The organism is Amycolatopsis regifaucium (assembly GCF_001613935.1).
Classification (GTDB): domain Bacteria; phylum Actinomycetota; class Actinomycetes; order Mycobacteriales; family Pseudonocardiaceae; genus Amycolatopsis; species Amycolatopsis regifaucium.
This window is the reverse complement of record NZ_LQCI01000018.1, coordinates 203,674-222,136: the sequence shown is the minus strand read 5'-3', so window position 1 is coordinate 222,136 and position 18,463 is coordinate 203,674. Positions and strand designations below refer to the sequence as shown.

The 18,463-nt window shown below is 67.6% G+C and carries 15 protein-coding genes and 1 tRNA gene; 8 read left to right on the top strand and 8 right to left on the bottom strand.

The window, feature by feature from the left end; translation table 11 throughout:
• The first annotated feature begins 2 nt into the window (after window positions 1-2).
• Both AVL48_RS20725 and AVL48_RS20720 read left to right on the top strand, forming a co-directional pair.
• Window positions 3-614, top strand: coding sequence for a hypothetical protein (locus AVL48_RS20725; protein ID WP_061982312.1), 612 nt, complete (start codon window positions 3-5; stop codon window positions 612-614).
• Complete coding sequence (locus AVL48_RS20720; RefSeq protein WP_061982311.1) at window positions 611-3,712, top strand: ATP-binding protein; 3,102 nt, start codon at window positions 611-613, stop codon at window positions 3,710-3,712. The genes AVL48_RS20725 and AVL48_RS20720 overlap by 4 nt, the downstream gene beginning before the upstream one ends.
• 43 nt (window positions 3,713-3,755) lie before the next feature.
• Here AVL48_RS20720 and AVL48_RS20715 read toward each other — a convergent pair whose 3' ends face one another.
• Window positions 3,756-4,775: a hypothetical protein gene (locus AVL48_RS20715; RefSeq protein ID WP_244162476.1), complete on the bottom strand. Its 1,020-nt coding sequence runs from the start codon at window positions 4,773-4,775 to the stop codon at window positions 3,756-3,758.
• A gap of 104 nt (window positions 4,776-4,879) precedes the next feature.
• Here AVL48_RS20715 and AVL48_RS20710 point away from each other — a divergent pair, with 104 nt between their 5' ends.
• Window positions 4,880-5,059 carry a hypothetical protein gene (locus AVL48_RS20710; RefSeq protein ID WP_061982309.1) on the top strand — a complete coding sequence of 60 codons (180 nt, stop codon included), beginning with the start codon at window positions 4,880-4,882 and terminating at the stop codon, window positions 5,057-5,059.
• 89 nt (window positions 5,060-5,148) lie between these two features.
• The gene (locus tag AVL48_RS20705) at window positions 5,149-6,327 is read left to right on the top strand and encodes a helix-turn-helix domain-containing protein (RefSeq protein WP_061982410.1); all 1,179 of its coding nucleotides are present in this window, start codon (window positions 5,149-5,151) and stop codon (window positions 6,325-6,327) included.
• On the opposite strand, the gene AVL48_RS20700 is transcribed toward AVL48_RS20705, so the two are convergent.
• Window positions 6,313-9,240, bottom strand: coding sequence for an AfsR/SARP family transcriptional regulator (locus AVL48_RS20700; protein WP_244162477.1), 2,928 nt, complete (start codon window positions 9,238-9,240; stop codon window positions 6,313-6,315). The genes AVL48_RS20705 and AVL48_RS20700 overlap by 15 nt on opposite strands.
• 146 nt (window positions 9,241-9,386) lie before the next feature.
• On the opposite strand from AVL48_RS20700, the gene AVL48_RS20695 reads away from it, so the two are divergent.
• Together AVL48_RS20695 and AVL48_RS20690 are read left to right on the top strand one after the other, a co-directional pair.
• Window positions 9,387-10,046, top strand: coding sequence for a vWA domain-containing protein (locus tag AVL48_RS20695; protein ID WP_063816525.1), 660 nt, complete (start codon window positions 9,387-9,389; stop codon window positions 10,044-10,046).
• 8 nt (window positions 10,047-10,054) lie between these two features.
• Window positions 10,055-10,930, top strand: coding sequence for a hypothetical protein (locus tag AVL48_RS20690; protein ID WP_143104722.1), 876 nt, complete (start codon window positions 10,055-10,057; stop codon window positions 10,928-10,930).
• Here AVL48_RS20690 and AVL48_RS20685 read toward each other — a convergent pair.
• The 4 genes from AVL48_RS20685 to AVL48_RS20670 form a co-directional block, all read right to left on the bottom strand.
• On the bottom strand, window positions 10,887-11,399 hold the full coding sequence (locus AVL48_RS20685; protein ID WP_244162492.1) for an adenylate kinase: 513 nt from the start codon (window positions 11,397-11,399) through the stop codon (window positions 10,887-10,889). The two genes, AVL48_RS20690 and AVL48_RS20685, sit on opposite strands and share 44 nt — an antisense overlap.
• A gap of 108 nt (window positions 11,400-11,507) precedes the next feature.
• Entirely contained in the window at window positions 11,508-12,167 is a 660-nt protein-coding gene (locus AVL48_RS20680; protein ID WP_061982307.1) for an SRPBCC family protein, read from the bottom strand.
• 207 nt (window positions 12,168-12,374) lie between these two features.
• Complete coding sequence (locus tag AVL48_RS20675; RefSeq protein ID WP_244162478.1) at window positions 12,375-13,127, bottom strand: GH12 family glycosyl hydrolase domain-containing protein; 753 nt, start codon at window positions 13,125-13,127, stop codon at window positions 12,375-12,377.
• Between the two features lie 305 nt (window positions 13,128-13,432).
• Window positions 13,433-13,505, bottom strand: a tRNA-Arg gene (locus AVL48_RS20670).
• Between the two features lie 564 nt (window positions 13,506-14,069).
• On the opposite strand from AVL48_RS20670, the gene AVL48_RS20665 reads away from it, so the two are divergent.
• Complete coding sequence (locus tag AVL48_RS20665; RefSeq protein ID WP_061982306.1) at window positions 14,070-14,987, top strand: cation diffusion facilitator family transporter; 918 nt, start codon at window positions 14,070-14,072, stop codon at window positions 14,985-14,987.
• A 96-nt stretch (window positions 14,988-15,083) separates the two neighbouring features.
• Here AVL48_RS20665 and AVL48_RS20660 read toward each other — a convergent pair whose 3' ends face one another.
• Together AVL48_RS20660 and AVL48_RS20655 are read right to left on the bottom strand one after the other, a co-directional pair.
• Window positions 15,084-15,797: a DUF305 domain-containing protein gene (locus tag AVL48_RS20660; RefSeq protein ID WP_061982407.1), complete on the bottom strand. Its 714-nt coding sequence runs from the start codon at window positions 15,795-15,797 to the stop codon at window positions 15,084-15,086.
• An 8-nt stretch (window positions 15,798-15,805) separates the two neighbouring features.
• Complete coding sequence (locus AVL48_RS20655; RefSeq protein WP_061982305.1) at window positions 15,806-16,603, bottom strand: thioredoxin-like domain-containing protein; 798 nt, start codon at window positions 16,601-16,603, stop codon at window positions 15,806-15,808.
• A 201-nt stretch (window positions 16,604-16,804) separates the two neighbouring features.
• Here AVL48_RS20655 and argS point away from each other — a divergent pair, with 201 nt between their 5' ends.
• A complete protein-coding gene (gene argS, locus AVL48_RS20650) occupies window positions 16,805-18,460 on the top strand; it encodes an arginine--tRNA ligase (protein WP_061982304.1) in 1,656 nt (551 codons plus the stop codon).
• Window positions 18,461-18,463: the final 3 nt, after the last annotated feature.

The window sequence follows — 18,463 nt, the reverse complement described above, 5'->3', positions numbered from 1 at the left end:
GAATGCCGGAGAAGTATGAACCCTATGCGCGCGCGGCTTTGTTCGTGCTGATGCTCAACCACGGGGAATTGACCAATCCCGACCTCAAGAACAAGCACGGGGTCGACCTCAAGCCCGTCGGCAGGGCGAAGTTGATCAAGGCGGGCTTGCTGGTGACCGAGACCGCCAAGCGGCCCTACGTACACCGGATCACGCCGGCCGGAAAGGACTGGTGCGAGCGGGCACTCGCCGACCTCGAACCTCCGGAGCGGTCCGGCGGTCTCGTCCGGATCGGCTTCGAATTCCTGCGGCACCTCGCCCGTCACGCACGGAAGCACGGCATCTCGATCGCCGACCTGATCTCCGGAGACGAGACTCTCGAAGAGCTGATCCGCCGCGTTTACCACGAGCTCGCCCCCAGGCCTTCGGCGCAGGTTCGCTTGGCGCATCTTCGTCCCAAGCTTGATGGCGCGGAGCGGGAAGAGGTGGATCAGACCCTGTTCGCCATGACGAAGACCGGTCTCGTCCACCTCTCCCCGGATTCCGACCGGCGGAATCTCACCGACGCCGACCGTGCCGCGGCCATCCGAATCGGCACCGAGGACAAACACTTCGTGGCGATCGAGGAATTATGACCGAGGACCAGCAACAGCAAGCGCTCGCCGCGGTCCGGTTCAACTCCGCCGAGACCCCGGACGATGTCTGGGGTGATTCGCCGTTCCACGTCGAGGGTCTGCACACGCGCGTCGAAGCCCGGATCCGTGCGAGCGTGGCCGACGCCAAGAACAGCCGGGGGTCGAGCCCCATCGGGCTCACGATGACAGGGCAGAAAGGTGCCGGTAAGACCCACCTGCTCGGTGGGGTCCGGCGAACTGTCCAGGATGAGGCGGGCTACTTCTTCCTGATCGAAATCACGACCGGACCCGCGTTCTGGGATGATGTCGTGCGGTCCATGCGCAGCGAACTGTTGCGCAAGGGAGCCGATTCCCGGCTACAGCTGAACAACCTGCTGCGGCGGCTGTGTGCCTTGGCGAAACCGTCAGAGCCGGTGGTGAACGCGGTGCTGGGGCGCACGCGGATCACCACAGATGCCCTCAACGGGTTCCTGGGCGCGCTGCGACCGGTCGACGCACAGGTCGCCGTGGAGTGTGCCGACACCATTCGCGCGCTGGTTTTATACGGGGCGGCCGATATCGACCTGGCCGACATCGGCAAGGACTACCTGTCCGGCGCGGCGGACGACGACACCAAGAGGAAGGCTCGCCGGGCGTGGGGCCTGCCTGTCGAGGCGAAGCCGTCTCTCGAGCTGGCCGCGGAGATATCCCGGGTACTCGCGCTTACCGGCCCGAGCGTGGCCGCGATAGACCAGCTCGACTCGCTGATCAACAAGGCGACCGACGAACCTCCGGTGGAAAAAAGCGAACTGTCGCTCATCGCGGACGGCTTGATCCAGTTGCGGCAGCGGGCGCGGCGAACGGTCACCATCGTCGCCTGCTTGCCGACCACCTGGGAACAACTGTGTGGTGCGGCCACCGATTCGTTCGACGATCGCTTCACAGACACGCCGCAACTCGGGGTCATCACGAATCCGGAACTCGCGCGGACACTGGTCGAGAAGTGGCTGGGCGTGATCTACCGGGGCATCGACTTCACTCCACCGCATCCGGCCTGGCCCGTGGCCGCGGCGACGTTCGCCGAGCCTTGGCCGGGTTACACCCCGCGACAGCTACTCCGGCGCATCCAGACACACGCCGAAGCGTGCCTTCACAGCGGGATTCGAGAACTCACTTCGTTCGAGGCAGAGCCACGTGAAGCCGTCGACAAGGAACCGCCGCCACCGGCGGAGCCCGGCATGGAACCGGACTACTTCGCCGACTTCGACCGCCGGTTCGCCGAACTGCGCGAGAGCACCGACGTCGACACCATCTTGAACTATCACACCGAAGACGAGGTGATGCCGGACCTGATGCAGGCCGCGTTGCGGTGCTGGATCACCGAAGTCGGGAACGACGACCGCGCATGGGAGACCGAGCCGCCGGATGGCGGCCGGAACCTGCACGTCGGGCTACTGCGGGTGCTGGACGAGGAAACGGACGTCAAGGAACGGTGGATGTTCCGCGTGTTCGGACCGAACCAGCACGGTAACCGGGTGCTGCGGCGGATGCGGGACGCGAGGAAGGCGGCCGGGATCGGCGACGGCGTACGCAACCGGCACCTGGTGCTGGTCCACCATGGCCTCGGCGGTTGGACCGGCGCCGTGACGACCAGGGAACTCAAACAGGTCGAGCGCAATGGAGGCCTCCGGGTCGAGATCAGTAAGGACGACGTCAAGACGTTCCGGGCTCTGAGTCAGCTGCTCACCCAGCAGAGCTACCGGCTGTTGAACTGGCTCGTCGCCAGGAAGCCGGCCAGCCGGACGAGCTTGCTGAGGAAGCTCTTGCCCGATCATGGCCAGCCACGCGGCAACCAGCGGGAAACCCGCCCGCCGCCGTCGCCGTCGAGACCTGCGAACGAGGACGAAATCACCTTGGGCGCGGATCATGAGATCCACATCGAACTCGAGTCCCTCCGCAAGCACGCAGTCATCTTCGCCGGTTCCGGTTCCGGCAAGACCGTGCTGCTGCGCCGGATTGTCGAGGAATGCGCCCTACGGGGGGTTTCGGCCATCGTGCTCGATCCGAACAACGACCTCGCCCGGCTCGGGGACGCGTGGCCGGACCCGCCGGATGACTGGGGGCCTGGCGATGCGGAGAGCGCTGCCGAGTACATCGCCGACACCGAGGTGATCGTCTGGACTCCGGGACGTTCCAGCGGGCGGCCGCTCAGTTTCCACCCATTGCCGGACTTCGCCGGGGTACGTGACGATGCCGACGAGTTCACCGCCGCTGTCGAGGCCGCCGTCGCGCGGCTGGTGCCGTATGCCAGGGTCGCCGGTGGCACGAAGGCCGCGGTTCGCGGGAAGGCCGTGCTGAGGGAGGCCCTGACGCATTACGCGCGGAAGGAGTCACGCAGCTTGTCCGGCTTTGTCGACGTCCTCGCGGAGCTGCCGGAGGGCGTCAGCAGGCTCAGCACCGCCACCAAGATGGCGGCGGACCTCGCCGAGACCCTGAGGGCGGCCATGGTCAACGATCCGCTGCTCGGTGGCACCGGTACGCCGGTCGATCCGGCGGCCTTGCTCACCCCGGCGCCCGGCAGGCGGGCGCGGATCTCGGTGATCAGTTTCATCGGCCTGCCGTCGGAAGCGCAGCGTCAGGGGTTCGTCAGCCAGCTCCAGCTGGAAGTTTTCGCCTGGATCAAGCGCAATCCGGCGGGAGACCGGCCGTTGGGTGGGTTGTTCGTGATGGACGAAGCGCAGACGATCGCGCCTTCCGGGGCTTGGACGGCGAGCACTCAGAGCACGATCATGCTCGCCTCGCAGGCCCGAAAGTACGGGCTCGGTCTTCTGCTCGCGACCCAAGCGCCGAAGGGGTTGCACAACCAGATCACCGGCAACGCCACGACGCAGTTCTTCGGCCGGTTGAACAGTCCGGCTCAGGTGGCGGCCGCGAAGGACATGGCGCGGGCCAAGGGAAGCGCCGTCGGGGATATTTCGCAGCTCGAACGTGGGCAGTTCTACGTCACCGGAGAGACGTTCGGCTTCCGGCGCTTGCGGGCGCCGCTCTGCTTGAGTTATCACCCGCCGAGCCCACTGCGGCTGGAAGAGGTGCTCGACAGGGCCCGCGACGCCCGCTGACCCGAAGGCCGCGTCCCGAAACGGGACGCGGCCTTCGCGCTGCTCAACCGGCGGTGGCCGTCAGCACGGTGTCGATCCGCTGCCAGAGTGCGGTGAACAACTCCTCCCTCGTCAGCGTCCGGGGTTCGGTGCGGTCGCGGCCGAATACCGACTGGTCGTGCAGTTCGAGCTTGGCCGCGCCGGTGTCGGTGTCGTAGATCGGGCGCGCCCAGCCGTTCGTGCAAGCACTCGCGGCGTCATGCAAGCCGACGACGAAGTTCAGCGTTTCGTCGCCGCCGATGCCGCCACGTTGGACGTCCAGCGCGTAGACGATGTCGCCCGCGCGCTCGATCCGCAGGCCGATCCGCTCGTCACCGTGATGCGTGGTGCCCGCGAACCCGCGGCTTCGCAGCCTCGGGATGGCCGCGGCGAACTGCTCGCCCAGGTAGCGCAGGGCCGCGTCCTGTTCGACGTACCGGCTGAAGGTGACCGGCACCGCCGCGGGCGGTGCGATCTCCCGTGCCCGGGTCACCACGTCGGCGAGCCTGCCGCGCTCCCATCCGGCGGCCTCCGCCCGCTCTACCCGGCCTGCCAGTTCCTCGATCAAGTGGTCGCCGTCGCGCAGGTAGGACACGTGCGGATGCAGTAACTCCGGCGGCACGACGACGTCGTCGGCCAGTACCGGGAGCACGTGCCGGTCGCCGGTCGCGACCGCGCGCAGCATGGCCGTGGTGAAGTCGTCCAGGGCCGAGATGACCGGGACGAAGAACCGGACGTGGACGTCGGGGAGATCGCCCGCGCTCTTGCGGGCCCACCACTCGTGGGTTCGCTCGGGATCGTGCAGCACGGTCAGACCCCGCTGCCGGCTCGCGTCCTCCAGTTCGTGCGTACCTGACTGCCGGTCTTCGGCGAACGATATCGCCAGGTCATAGCTCGGGATCTCTTCCACAGGCGCGCCTTTCTGCTCGTCACCGGCTTGCCGCCGGTCTCCTTGGTCGGATCGGCGCAGCATCGACGTGGCGTGTGGACCAGATGTGCACAAGGTGTGGATGCCGGTGTCCCGTTGCCCGCCGGTTTCGGTCAACGGTCAACTCCTTGTCGGCGCATCCTGGATCACGAATCCTGATTGCAGGGCGCCGGAATTACGGAAAGCGCTCAAATCAATCACCTTTCCTTGGAGGATTCGTCATGTACAAGAAGCTGGCCGAATACGGTGCTCCCGTCCTCGCGATCTGCGCCGTCCTGGCGCTGCCGATGCTCGGTTCCACCGCCGCGTACGCCGGTGACGACGGCGAAACCCCGCCGTCCAGCACTGTCACGTCGGTGCCGACGACCGCGGGCTCCGACGGCAATCCCTGGCACGGATGAGCTCGGCGCGCCGGGCCGGCGCACGTCGGCCCGGCAATTGCGCCGCCTCCGCCGGAATGATGTACTCGAAACTCGGAATGGAGGTCGGCGTGGCCGAAACATTCGGTGCCTTGTTGCGGGAACAACGGAATGCCGCCGGCATCTCGATGGGTCAACTCGCGAAGCTGGTCAACTACAGCAAGAGCTACCTGAGCAAAATCGAGAACGATCTCAAACCCCCGAACGCGACGCTCGCTCGTATCTGCGACGGCGTCTTGGACGCCGGCGGCACCTTGATCGAGTCGGCGCGCTCCGCCCGCGAGGGCGCCCTCGGGCGCCGTCAAGTCCTTGCCGGTGCGGGAGCGGTGCTCGGCGTCGTCCTGGCAGGCGGGTCACGCCCGATCCTCGACGAGGGCGTGGTCAACGGCCTGCGGACGTCGTTCGAGCAACTGCGGGGGCTCGGTATGCAGACCAGCCCGACGGTGGTCCTCGAACCGCTCGTCACCCAGACGCACACGGTCCACACGCTCGCCCTCGGGAACCCCGAACCCGTCCGATCCCGGCTACTGCTGCTCGCCGCCCGCATGGCGGAGTACGTCGGATGGCTGAGTCAGGAAGCCGGGAGTGAACCGGACGCGCTGTCGTGGACACGGCACGCCGCGGAATTGGCCAGGGCAGGCGGTGACCAAGAGATCGCGAGTTACGCGTTCGTCCGTGAAGCAGGACTGGCTCTGTACCGCCAAGACCCGGTCAGCACGATCGACCTCGCCCGGCAGGCCCAGCGGCTGGACCGGCCCGGAACGCGGACGTTCGGTCTCGCGGCCCGGCGGGAAGCCCAAGGACACGCGCTGGCCGGTGACCAGGACGCGTTCGAGCGCGCGCTGGATCGGGCGGGTGAAACGTGGTTCGCGCACACCGCCGATTACCCCGCGCTCGGTTCGACCGTGTCGAATCCGCTGGCGCTCGCTCGCGGTTGGTCACTGGCCGACCTGGGCCAGGCCGGTGCGGCGGCGGCCATCTTGGACGTCGAGGTCCCGAAGGTGCCGTTGGCCAACCGCCGGTCGCGGGCCCGATTCGGGGTACGCCGGTCACTCGCCCACGCGCTGAACGGGGAAATCGACGAGAGTTGCCGGACGTTGCCCGAGACGCTCGATGACGCGGCGCGCGTCGATTCGGCGACGGTGCGGACCGACCTGCGGGAGCTGTCCAGGTGCCTGAGCCGGTGGCGCGGGCACCACACGGTCCGGGAGGTTTACCCGGAACTGAGCCGGGTGTTACACCGGCGCTGAGCAGGCGCACCCGAGCAGCGCGCGGGCATCCCGGGTTTCACCGGCCTCCGGCAGCCCGAGCGCGGCGAACTCGCTTTCCGCCGCGGCCCAGTGGGAGAGGGCACCCTCGTGGTCGCCCATCGCGTGCCGGGTCTTGGCGATCCCGTGGTGAGCCCGGGCACGATACGCTCGATTTCCGTTGCCGTCGGCCAAATCCAGTGCCGCTTTGCAGGCCGTCAGCGCCTCGTGTCGCGCACCGCGGGCGAGCGCGGTGGCGCCACGGTCGAGGTAGAGCTGGGTCAACAGGTCCGCGTCCGGCACGTCCGCCGCCACTACCCGCGCCTCTTCGTGGTAGCGCACCGCTTCGGTGAGCCGGCCGCGCTGCCGGTGCACGTTGCCGATGTTGTTCAACGCGTAGGCCTCGACGCAACGGTCGCCCACTTCGGCCGCGTGCCCGTGCGCGCCGGTGTAACTGGTCAGCGCCTCGGAGAGCAGTCCGAGTTTCTCCTGCACGGATCCGAGGTTGTTCAGGGCGTGCGCCACCCCTTGGACGTGACCGATCTCGGTCAGCATCCGGGCCGAGGACTCGTGCTGGCGCAGTGCGACGTCGAGGTCCCCGCGATATTCGTTGAGATAGCCGAGCATGCTCAACGCGTGTGCTTCGCCGCGCGGGTCGTCGGTCTGCTCGTATTTGGCCAGTGCGGCGGTGAGGTGCGCCATGGCCTGGTCATGTCGGCCGAGCTCCATCGTGGGGATGGCGAGGGCGCACAACGTCGCCGCTTCGCCGCGCACGTCACCGAGGCGCCGCCACTTCGGCAGCGCTTTCGAGGCCAGCTCCATCGCTTCCGCGTGCTGCCCGCGCCGGTCGCGCGCGATGGCCAGCCGGAGCAGTACGTGCGCCTGCCCGTAATCGTTTCCCGCTTCCGTGGACACGGTCCGCCAAGCGAGTTCGAGTGTGTCGATCCAGTCCTCGAACTGGTTCGCCGTGTTGAAGTAGCGCCACAGCAGTACGGCCGATCGCCAGGTGTGTTCGGGCAGACCGTTCGTGGCCGCGTAACGGATCGCGGCGACGAGGTTGTCCCGTTCGACGGCGATCCACCGCAAGCCGGCTTCCGCGTCGGCGAATTCGGGTGCCTCCAGGCCGGTGTGGTCCACCGAGGGCAGCTGTGCGCGGTCGAACGGGTAGGCGGTGCCGACCGCCGCCGCCAGTGTCACCAGGTAGAAGTCGAGCAACCGCGCCAACGCGGTCGCGCGGTCCGGCTGCTGCTCGCCTGCCGCGAACTCCTTGAGCGGATCCAGCATCCGGTACCGCTCCAGTGCGGTTTCCTCCAGGAGGCTCACTTCGTGCAGGTCGTCGAGTAGCTGCCGTGCCTCACCGACTTCGCACCCGGCGAGCGCCGCACCACCGGCGACGCCGACGTCGGGACCGGGAAGGTGGCCGAGTAGGCGTAACAGAGCGCGTTGCCGTTCGCCGAGCTGCCGATAGGACGTCCGGATCGCGGCCGTGCCGTCGGCCTCGCCCCACGGCCCGTTGTCCTCGAGCAGGCTCAGCAGATGCTCCAGCGGCCACCGGTCGTGCCGCCGGAACATCGCGGCGGTCACCCGGATAGGCATCGGCAGACAGCCGCACCGGGCGACTACCGCGGCGACTCCGGCCGCGCGGCCACGCAGCCGGGCCGGACCGACCAGCGCGTGGAACAGTTCGGCTGCTTCGTCCGGCGACAGCGGGGCGAGCCGGACGGGCTCGCCCGAGTCAGCGTCTCCCATCCGTCGGCTGGTGACCACGGCAAGGCAACCGTCCGCCTCCGGCAACAGCGGCCGTACCTGCTCCGGCGTCGCCGCGTTGTCCAAGACCACCAGGGTGCGCGTGCCGTACAGCGTCGTCTGGTAGAGCGTGACCTTCCGGCCGACCGTGGCCGGAATCTGCTCGACGGGCACACCCAGTTCGATCAGCAGCTCGGTGAGCGCCTCCGACACGCTCGTGGCGGGGAGGCCTGGCGTGAAGCCGTTCAGGCGGGCCACGAGCTGCCCGTCGGGAAACCGGGAACGAAGCCGGTGTGCGGCTTCGACGGCCAGACCGGTCTTGCCCACGCCCGGCGCCCCACTGATCCAGACCGCCCGGGTGCCGGACGCCGCGGCCTTCTCGATTGCCGCCAGCTCGGCGGCGCGGCCGGTGAACTCACCGGGCCGGGACGGCAGCGAGCTCGGCGGTTCACCTTGCTCCGCCCGTGCGGCGAGATTCCGCAACACAGTGCCCGGTTCGACGCCGTGCTCGGCGAGCGCGGCGCGGGTGGTGCGGAAGACGCGTAGCGCCGCCATCCGGTCGCCCCCGGCGAGTAGCGCGCGCATGAGAAGCTCGGCGTGCTTTTGGTCCGCCGGATCGGAGTGGACCAGTGGCCGCAGCCGATCGCGGGCCGAGCGGTGGTCGCCAGTGGTCAGTTCCAGCTCGGCAAGGTCGCCGATGGTGTCGGTGCGGCTTTCATCGGGCAAGAGCACCTCTGTACCGCCCACCCGGTCGATGTCGATGTCCTCGAGGAAGCGCCCGCGCCACAGTCCCACGGCCTCCCGCAGCAATTCGATGGCCCGGCGTGGATCGCTGGCCCGCACCTGTCCGGCTTCGGCGCGTAGCCGCTCGAACCGAACGGTGTCCAGCCGGTCTTCGTCGAGTCGCAGGAGGTAACCGGTGGCAGTCGTCTCGATGCTGACGTCACCGGAGTCCGGCAGCACGCCGCGCAACCGTTTTATGTAGGAGCGCACCAGATTCGGCCGGGTTTCCCGGCCGGCCCAGACAATCTGGGCGAGCCGGGAGGGGGATACCGGTCGGTTGGCGTGCAGGAGAAGCACGACGAGGACGAATCGCTGCTGCTGGTCCCCCAGTGAGACGGGTGCGCCGTCGTGCCACGCCTCCAGCGGGCCGAGCATCCGAAACTCCATTTGGCCTCCCGGATGCACCTTGGTGGGTGCAATCGCCCTCGCGCAATCGCCCTTCCGGGTTCGGTCGATGTGCTTTTCTTCCACGTTCGATGCACACCTGTCGGACAAACTCCGCCGATCGACTTGGGACGTGAAGGAGTGACTGGGTGGAGTCCGATGTGTTGCCGTGTTATGTGGCTTGTGATGTCTCGCTTTCGATGACCGACCATCTCGATGCGCTGAACGCCGGATTGCGTGAATTCCGTGGGGGAATCCACGCCGATTCGTCGGTCGCCGAGCGGGTGCTCTGCTGTGTGGTGTGCTTCGCGGAGACGGCGTACGAGTTGCAACCGCTCTATCTGATGGACGACCTCGCCCCACTGCCGGAACGGGGTGAGTCCGTGGGAACTGGTTTTGGGCCCGCGTTCCTCTTTTTGCGGGAGACCATCGCCGGTGACCTACGCGCCCTCGAGGCCCACCGGCTGAGGGTGCACCGTCCGCTGATGTTCTTCCTGTCCGACGGGTGCGCGACCGACCCGACGACCTGGCCTGCCGCGTTCGCCGAGTTGACGGACCCGGCCTGGGCGAGCCGGCCGCGGGTAGTGGCTTTCGGAGTGGGCGATGCCGACGAGGACACCCTCGGCCGGATCGGTACGTTCCGCACGTTCTTGGCCCGTGACGGCGTAAGGCTGGGCCCCGCGCTGATCGCGTCGGTGATGCGGGCGCTGCCCGATGCTGACCGTGCCCGGAGCGTGCACGATCTGTCCACTTCCCGTCCACACACCGCTCGCACCATGTCCCGAAACGAGAAGGGGGCAGGACTATGAGCGGGCGGGTGGAGCTGATCCAGGAGTTGAAGTCGCTCCGCAAAGGGCGTGGTCTGCTCGCGGGCAGGATCGAGGAGCGGGTCGGTCCGACCTTGCGATCCGCTTGCGCGGTAGTGGATGGTGACGGGCTCACCGCCATCCGTAACAAGGTCACGGCCCGGCTGGTGGAGTTGGCGGAGCAACTGCCGGATGACCTCCGCCTGGCGGCGCTGGCGGCGTTCGCGATCTACGCGGACGCGGACCAGCCACTTTACAAGGATCGCCTCCGGTGGACGGCGACAAGGGTGGACCGCGAACCGCGTACAGTGCGCCGCCGAGTGGACGAGGCGATCATGATGCTCGCCGACCTGGCCTCGGCAGGCGACGAAAGCGGCGAGCGAACGGCCGGCTGGCACACGAGGGATCTGAACGTGGCGGTGGTCCTGGGCGGCCCGCGTCCGGAGGTGTTCGAGCGTCACCGCGTCACCGCCGGCCAGGACGGCCTGCGTGAGCTGGACCTGTCGACCTCGGTCCCACCCGATGAAGCAACGCTCTTCCACGGCGGCACACTGACCACCACCCGTCACGGGGGCGTCCGCCTGGCGTTGCCGAAACCGTTGTCCCAAGGAGAGTCCCACGAGTTCGCCATGCTGTTCCGCCCGCGCCGGCTGAGTGGGCAACTGACATACGTCCCAAGCAGGATGTGCGAGCGATTCGACCTCAGAATCCGCTTTGGCGAAGCGCCCGAGGCGGTTTTCAAGCTTGACGGGGTGTTCCAGGAGGAACTTGCCGGTCGCCGCCGTCGTGGTGAACGTTGCCAGCCAAACCCGACGGACGAGGTACACCTCCGCTTCGGCATGCTCACCCCGGGCTTGGCCTACGGAGCATGCTGGGACTGGTCGTGACGGTCCCGGAATTCCCGCTAGCGAAGATTCCGGGCGAAGGCCCCGTCGAGCCAGCGATCGACCTGACGCCGGCCACGCAGGCGGACGATGGCGAGGTCCGGAAACGGTTCTCCCGGATGACCTTGTGCACGCGAGCCCGCATGATCGGGTGGTAACGCCAAGTGAGTTTGACGATGTGGCCGGGATCGGTGAAGAACGTGCGCAACGGACCCTCGACGTTGCCACCGGCGATCTTCGAGCCCCGCCCGACCCGACGTTTCAGCGTCCGGACGATGACGCGCGTCATGGTCATGATTCGTGGGTGATCGAGCCAGACGAGCGCGTCCAGTCGTTCGGTCATCCGGTCCCTGACCTCTTCGCCCTGCCATTCGATGGCCCACTCGTCACCGTCGAGGAACTTGAGGACATCGGTCTGCCAGGTCTCCCGCACCGTCCGATTCGGTCCGCGGAAGAAGGATTCGAACTCCACGAACGGCAACCCCATGCGCTCGCACAGGGTTCGCGCCAGCGTCGACTTCCCCGATCCGGCGGGACCCACCCCTTCCCCGTCGGCAGCTCCAGGCCGCCGCCCAATCGGTCAGCGGCACGGATCGGCTTCGGCCGCGGTCTTGAGGTCCTTCAACCAGATTTCGAGGCCTTGGCCGAGCATCTCGGTGGAGTTGGGCACGTCCTTGTCGACCTGCGGACCGGTGTGGCTCTCTTCGGTGCGGACGATGACGCCGCCGGGAACCTTGACGAAGTTCCAGACGTGCACGCCGTCGATACGCATTCCGCCGGGACCGTCGAGCGGGCCGGTCCAGCGGATGCACTTGCCGGATTGGAGTTGCCGCACGGTGGAGACGATGACGACGTCGCCGGGCGGGTAGGGGGTGCCGGGCGGGACGGGAATGGTCCACTGGAACTGGGAGTGCTTGCGCAGCGGGCCGTGGTCCAGGCGTTTCATGGTGATGGGGATGACCGGGTGCTGCCAGGACGGCCACGCTTCCACGTCGGTCTGCAGATTCCAGATGGTGCGCAGCGGCGCCTTGATGAACGTCTCGGTCCGGTAGTGCACCTTGGCGGCCGGGTCGATGCCTTTGCCTTGGCAGGTAAGCGAAGCCGGTCTGCTGTCGTGAGCTGGAGCGGCCTGCGCGGGCGCCGTGGTGCCGAGGATTCCGGCGAGGGCCAGCGGTACGGCGAGCAGTGCGGCGCGGGCTCCGGCCCGGCGACGAGAGGTCGTGAAACGTTTACAGGACATGGCGGGCTCCTCCGGCTGGTTAGTGCATCTAACTACAGTTAGAAGCTATAGCTAACCGGTCGTACTTGTCAACCGGGGAAGGGTCGGCCGCCCTGTCCTGAGGGTGCTTCCGGCGTGCCCCTGCGTCGATGAAGGAATTGGGACACTCAACGTCCCAATTCCTTCATCGACGGCCTTCACCCGGTTCGCCGCTTGCGCCCCGAGGCTTCAGTTGACGTTGGCCGAGAACGAGTTCACCGCGAGGCCGACTCCGCCGCTCCATGGCTCGAATCCGGCCTGAACGCTGGTCAAATACCAGGAGCGGTCGACGCGGGTGCGAGAGTCGACGTCGTTCACGAAGTCCATGACGTTGAACGACCAGCTCGCGATCGAGGACTGGGCGACGTAGGAGACCACGTCGTTCCCGCCGTTGTTGCCTTGCCACACTTCCCAGCCCCGGCCGCCGATGCTCGTGGTGCCGACCCGGCCGCCGATCGGTTGCACGCCGCCGGTGCGGTTGAACCAGATCATCAGCTCCATCTGGTTGACCCCCGTCGGCTTGGCGGTCGGGTCCAGCCAGATGTCGTAGGAGGCGTTGAACGTAGAACCGCCGACGTAGGTGTAGGAGATCGACGACGGCGCGTTGCCGATCCTGCTCAGCTGCCGTGGCAGGTTCGTGCCGGGTGAGCAGTTCCCGTAGTGACAGCCAAGGTAGATCGCCGGATACGACAACGGCGCTCCGCCGCTGGTGGAGCCCTGCTGGGTCTGGATCCGGAACCCGCTGCCGGTGACGTTGATGCACTGTGTCGCGCTGCTGCCCCACCGGTTGTTCATGACGACGTACCGGCCGCCGATGGTGGTCGATCCGTACTGGTCGCAGATGAGTGTGTCCGCGTGGGCGGGCGGCGGTGTGTCGACGGCCGGTGCCACGAGCCCGGTCGTGACCAGTGCCAATGCGGACAGGGCGTGCTTCAGTTTCACGTGCCGCCTCCACCTCGTTGTGCGGGGAACGCGCTCTGGGAGCGCTCTCATGTCAGGCCGCTTTCGATGAAAGCACATCAAGACCCGCGAGCAAAGAGTTCGGCCGCTTCTCGGTTCCTTGCCGGGATACCGCAGGGAAACCCTTCCGGCATCTCCAGTTTTGTCTACGCGTCTCCAGCGCGCTTCGCTCAGGTTCGAGAGGCCGTTGCGAACGCGGTCGCAGAACCGATCAATTCAGCCCGCGGACAGGGGAGAGGACAGTGTTATGGCTTGATTGGAGCCGGCATTCGACTCGGTCGGAAGTGTGCCCTCGGCAGGATTCGAACCTGCGACACCTGCCTCCGGAGGGCAGTGCTCTATCCCCTGAGCTACGAGGGCGTTGCCGCCTGAGCGACTTCGAAAGCTTAGCGCACCCCGTCCGGGCTCCTTCCGCGAGGTGGTCGTTAACCGTGGGGATGGTCCACAAGACGGCCCCGCTGCCCCCGTTCGGCGGGGTCCAGTGGCGTGAGGAAGACGCTGACCAGGTGATCCAAGGGTCGCGCGCCACGCACTGGACGGAACCGGCCACTGTGGACGATTGGTCGCAGGGTGTCCGCGGGAGCTGTGCCGGTACTGGGCCAGGATTGCGACTTCGGTCTGGCGGACCGGGTTCGGTGGTCGAGTTCCTCGGCGTGCTCGGGCCGCTGTGCTCGCCAAGCTTGACCCCGAACGGCTGATCCGACGGCGGCCGAGAAGCAGGCGATCGACGATCTTCGTCGGCTGGCTGAGGGGTTCTTCCGGCCGCTCGGTAGCGGTGCGTGTCGGTTCCAGGTTTCGGGAAGGCCCTCCTGGGGGATGGCTTCCTTGTGCGGCTTAAGACAGGGTGAACTTAGGCTCACCTGTATTGCACATATGCGCATGTGACAATATATTCGGCCTGTCGACTTCACGAGAGGCGGAGCAATGGGTCACGGGCACGGGCATGGAACGGCCTCGCCGTCGAGCGCGTCAGGCCGCTACCTCAAGAGCCTGACGATCGCCCTGTTCATCGGCGCCGGCTTCATGGTCATGGAGTTCGTCGTCGGGTTCGCCACCGGCTCGCTCGCACTGATCTCCGACGCCGCGCACATGTTCACCGACGTCCTCGGGGTCGGGATGGCGCTGGCGGCGATCATGCTCGCCCGGCGCAGCGGTCCGACCCACACCCGCACGTTCGGGTTCTACCGGGCCGAGGTGCTCGCGGCGCTGGGTAACGCGATCCTGTTGTTCGGCGTCGCGGGCTACGTCCTGTTCGAGGCCGTCGGCCGGATGAGCGACCCGCCCGCCGTGCCCGGGCTGCCCGTGCTGCTCGCGGCCGCCGCGGGTCTCGTCGCGAACATCGTCTCGTTCCTGGTCCTGCGCAAGGGCGCCGAGGAGAGCATCAACGTCCGGGGCGCGTATCTCGAGGTCCTCGCCGACCTGATCGGTTCCGTCGGCGTGCTGCTGAGCGGCGCGATCACGCTGCTGACCGGGTGGCGCTACGCCGACCCGATCATCGGTGTCGCGATCGGCTTGTTCGTCCTGCCCCGCACCTATGCCCTCGCCCGCCGCGCGCTGCGGATCCTGTTCCAGCACGCGCCGAAGGGCGTCGACGTCGCCGGGATCCAGACCGAACTGGGCGCGCTGAAGGGCGTCGAGGACGTCCACGACCTGCACGTCTGGACGCTGACTTCGGGGATGGAGGTCGCTTCGGCGCATCTCACCATCGCGCCGAGCGTCGAGCAGTCCACGGTGTTGACCGAGGCGCAGAACCTCCTGGCGAACCGCTACTCGATCGAGCACGCGACGCTGCAGATCGAAGTACCCCAATGCGCGCGACGCTGCCGAGAACTTTCCTGGTAACCCGCCCCTGCCTAGAACGCATTTCGTCCTCTAAACGCGGTAGTTGGCAACACGAACTACCGCGTTTAGAGGACGAAATGCGTGAGGGGGAGAGCGTCAGTCGGGGAGGGGGGCGGCGCCGCGCTCCTGAAGCAGCCCCTTCATCAGGGTGACTTCGGCGCCCTGCGAGACCAGCATGCTCTGCGTCAGCGACTTCACGTCCGGCACGGAGGTGTGGTCGTGGCCGTACTGCGCCATCGCCGTCCCGCCCATATGGTGCCGAAGCATCAGCTGCAGGAAGAAGACGTCCATCTCCTTGCCGGTCAGCGACCGCAGTTTGGCCAGTTCGGCCGACGTCGCCATCCCCGGCATCGGCGCGCCGTTCGACGGCTTCATCCCGGCGCCCCCGTGTCCGGCGTGGCCGGACATCGGTTCGGTCATCCAGGTCATGTAGGCGCCGGTCGTCTGCTCCGGCCGGCCCCACAGGCCCAGCCAGCCCTTCATCCGGCCGACCTGGCCGGTCTGCGTGCGCTCGATGTCGAACGCGAGGGTCTTGATCGCCGGATCGGTCGTGTGGTCCCGCGCCCAGCCCGCCATGGTGACGGCCTGGAGGTGGTGCACCGACATGTCCTGCGCGAAGCCGACCTCGACCGAGCCCGCCCCCGGGGTGGTGGGCGCGGGGTCGGCGTCGATCAGCCTGGTCGTCAGTGCCCCGAGGCCGAAGCCGAGGATCAGCATGACGACCAGGGCGGCCCCGACTACCAGCCATCGGCTCTTGGTCGACCGCGAAGTGTCGTCCGGTTCGTCGACGTACTGGGGTTCGGGGTCCATCTGGCTCATTACTTGGTCGCGGGCGCCGAAGGCAGGCTGGCGGGCGGCTGCGAGGGCTGGCCGGCGCCGGGCTGGCCGTCCTGCTGCGTTCCCGCGGTGCCCTTGTAGTCCATCGGCTTCGCGTCCGGCCCCGGCGGGGTCGGGTCGAAGTCGCCCGGCTCGATCTGCGCGTCGCAGGTGGCGTCACGCTCGGGGTACGCCCCGTACGGGTTGGTGCGCAGCGCGGCGATGAACTGGTCGATCCGCTCGTCGGAGGCGGAGTCCAGCTTCAACTGGTGGCCCCAGGACTGCACGGAAATCGGCTTGTCCAGGTTCGGGTACGGCGACATCACGGTGTACGGCTTGCCCTCGACGCGCACCTTCAGCAGGTCGAGCGCCTCGCCGGAGATCTGGGCCGGGTTGTAGGCGATCCAGACCGCGCCGTGCTCGAGACCGTGGACCATGTTCTCGTTGCGGACGGCCTTTTCGTAGACGACGCCGTTGCACGCGGCCCAGGCCTGGTCGTGCGGGCCGCCGTAGGGCGGGGTCTTGTCGTAGGCGACGCGCTCGGCGGCCGTGACGTGCACGGAGCCTTCGTACTTCGTGGTGGTCACGCCGTTGATCCGCTTGGAGGGATCCGGGTCCTGCTGCGAAGGCGCGAAGGCGGCCGCGGCTTCTTCGCGGGTCTTCTGCTCGCGCTTCGGCGCCGAGGCGACCATGTAGTAGGTGACCACCGAGGCCGCCAGGGCGACGATCGCGACGACCGCGATGATCGTGCCCCAGGGCGTGCCCTTCTTGGACACGACGGAACTGCGGGCTGCCTTCATGGCGTTCTTCGGCGCGCCCTTTTTTCTGGTTGTCCCGTTAGCCATGGCTCCTGCGTTCTCCAAAGGGGGTGGTCCCTGCGCGGGCCAGTGTAGAGACCGCGCGTCTGATCACCGTGAACGCACCGCTTGATCACCGGCTTGGCTCACACCTTCCGGCGGTCGCTGCGAGGCCCGGACCTGCTGACACCTAGAATTCCGCGAGTGACTCCCGCAGCTCTCGCCGAACTGGTCCGTAACTCCGCCGTGCAGGTTCTCACCGCGCGCGGCCTCGACGATTCCGTGCTGCCGGAGAAGGTGACGATCGAGCGTCCCCGCAACCCCGAGCACGGCGACTACGCGACCAACCTGGCGCTGCAGGTGGCCAAGAAGGCGGGCATGAAGCCCCGGGACTTCGCCGACGCGCTGGCCGAGGCGCTCGCGGCCGCGGACGGTATCGACTCGGCCGAGGTCGCCGGGCCGGGCTTCCTCAACCTGCGGCTCGCCGCCGACGCGCAGGGCCAGATCGTCCAGCAGGTCCTCGACGCCGGCGAGAAGTACGGCCTCGGTGACGCGATGGCCGGGGTCAAGATCAACCTCGAGTTCGTCTCGGCGAACCCGACCGGCCCGATCCACCTCGGCGGCACCCGCTGGGCCGCGGTCGGCGACGCGCTGGGCCGCGTGCTGTCCGCGCAGGGCGCCCTGGTCACCCGCGAGTACTACTTCAACGACCACGGCGCGCAGATCGACCGTTTCGTCCGCTCCCTGATCGCGGCCGCCAAGGGCGAGCCCGCCCCGGAGGACGGCTACGCGGGCGGCTACATCAACGACATCGCCGCCGAGGTCATCCGCCAGGAACCGAGCGCGCTGTCGCTGCCGGACGACGAACGCGCCGAGACGTTCCGCCGGGTCGGCATCGAGCTGATGTTCACCGAGATCAAGCAGAGCCTGCACGATTTCGGCACCGACTTCGACGTCTACTTCCACGAGAACTCGCTGCACGAGTCCGGCGCCGTCTCGTCGTCGGTCCAGCGGCTGAAGGACTCCGGGAACCTCTACTTCGAAGACGGCGCCTGGTGGCTCAAGTCCAAGGAGCACGGCGACGACAAGGACCGCGTCGTCATCAAGAAGGACGGCAACCCGGCCTACATCGCCGGTGACCTCGCCTACTTCCAGGACAAGCGCAAACGCGGCTTCGACCTCTGCATCTACATGCTCGGCGCGGACCACCACGGCTATATCGCCCGCCTCAAGGCCGCCGCGGCCGCCTTCGGTGACGACCCGGCCGTGGTCGAGGTCCTGATCGGCCAGATGGTCAACCTGGTCTCCGACGGCAAGCCGGTCCGGATGAGCAAGCGCGCGGGCACCGTGATCACCATGGAGGACCTGGTCGGCACCGTCGGGGTGGACGCGGCCCGCTACGAGCTGATCCGGTATTCGGTCGATTCCACTTTGGACATCGACCTCGACCTGCTGCGCAAGCATTCGAACGACAACCCGGTCTACTACGTCCAGTACGCCCACGCGCGGCTGGCCTCCTTGCAGCGCAACGCTTCCGACCTCGGGCTCAAATTCGATGGCGACGTGGACTTCGGTCTGCTTACGCTGCCGGCCGAGGGCGATCTGATCCGCACGATCGGCGAATTCCCGACCGTCCTCCGCCGAGCGGCGCAGCTGCGCGAACCGCACCGCGTCGCCCGGTACCTCGAAGAACTCGCCGGCGCCTATCACAAGTGGAACGCCGTCGGCCGGGTTCTCCCGAAGGGCGACGAGGAGACCACCCCCCTCACGTTTTCCCGGCTCGCGCTCTGTGAGGCGACCCGCCAGGTGCTGGCGAACGGCCTCACCGTGCTCGGTGTCTCTGCTCCGGAACGGATGTAATCG

Coding starts and splice junctions, on each gene's coding strand:
- AVL48_RS20680 (WP_061982307.1), bottom strand. CDS start 12,167: ATGTCCTGTAAACGTTTCACGACCTCTCGTCGCCGGGCCGGAGCCCGC.
- AVL48_RS20720 (WP_061982311.1), top strand. CDS start 611: ATGACCGAGGACCAGCAACAGCAAGCGCTCGCCGCGGTCCGGTTCAAC.
- AVL48_RS20725 (WP_061982312.1), top strand. CDS start 3: ATGCCGGAGAAGTATGAACCCTATGCGCGCGCGGCTTTGTTCGTGCTG.
- AVL48_RS20665 (WP_061982306.1), top strand. CDS start 14,070: ATGGGTCACGGGCACGGGCATGGAACGGCCTCGCCGTCGAGCGCGTCA.
- AVL48_RS20710 (WP_061982309.1), top strand. CDS start 4,880: ATGTACAAGAAGCTGGCCGAATACGGTGCTCCCGTCCTCGCGATCTGC.
- AVL48_RS20655 (WP_061982305.1), bottom strand. CDS start 16,603: ATGAAGGCAGCCCGCAGTTCCGTCGTGTCCAAGAAGGGCACGCCCTGG.
- AVL48_RS20660 (WP_061982407.1), bottom strand. CDS start 15,797: ATGGACCCCGAACCCCAGTACGTCGACGAACCGGACGACACTTCGCGG.
- AVL48_RS20700 (WP_244162477.1), bottom strand. CDS start 9,240: ATGGAGTTTCGGATGCTCGGCCCGCTGGAGGCGTGGCACGACGGCGCA.